The sequence below is a fragment of the Arthrobacter sp. Br18 genome (assembly GCF_000520555.1).
Classification (GTDB): Bacteria; Actinomycetota; Actinomycetes; order Actinomycetales; family Micrococcaceae; genus Arthrobacter_D.
In genome coordinates this window covers 1-774 of record NZ_KI914846.1, presented here as the reverse complement: position 1 = coordinate 774, position 774 = coordinate 1, and the positions used below count along the sequence as shown (strand labels likewise).

General features: G+C 73.1%; 1 protein-coding gene. It reads left to right on the top strand.

Features of this window, described 5'->3' with window-relative positions; translation table 11 throughout:
• The coding region (locus tag Y704_RS25095; RefSeq protein ID WP_253904212.1) for an AMP-binding protein at nt 1-774 on the top strand (774 nt) is incomplete at both ends.

Below are 774 nucleotides of genomic sequence, written 5' to 3'. Positions count from 1 at the left end.
ACGGACCGTCCGCGCAGGAGTGCACCGCCGACGCCGGACGACGACGCCTGGATCATTTTCACCTCCGGCTCCACCGGCACGCCGAAGGGTGTCGCCGTCACGCACCGCTCCGCTGCAGCATTCGTCGACGCGGAGGCGCGCCTCTTCCTGCAGGGGGAACCGCTCGGGACCGCCGACCGTGTCCTCGCCGGGCTGTCCGTGGCCTTCGACGCCTCCTGCGAGGAGATGTGGCTCGCCTGGCGTCATGGTGCCTGCCTGGTTCCCGCTCCGCGCGCACTCGTCCGGACCGGCGTCGACCTCGGCCCGTGGCTCATTGCCCGGGGGATCACCGTCGTGTCCACGGTGCCGACCCTCGCGGCCCTGTGGCCGGAGGACTCGCTCGAGAACGTCCGGCTGCTGATCTTCGGTGGAGAGGCCTGCCCTCCGGAGCTGGCGCAGCGCCTGGCCGTCCATGACCGCGAGGTGTGGAACACCTACGGCCCCACCGAAGCGACCGTCGTCGCCTGCGCCGCGCGGCTCGGCGGGGGAGGGCCGGTGCGGATCGGGCTGCCGCTGGACGGCTGGGACCTTGCGGTGGTCGACGGCGCGGGGATGCCCGTGGCGGAGGGCGGGACGGGGGAGCTGATCATCGGCGGCGTGGGGCTTGCGCGATATCTGGATCCGGCCCAGGACGCCGAGAAGTACGCCCCTCTGCCCACGCTCGGCTGGGACCGGGCCTACCGCTCCGGTGACCTGGTGACGCTGGAGCGGGAGGGGCTGGTCTTCGCGGGCCGA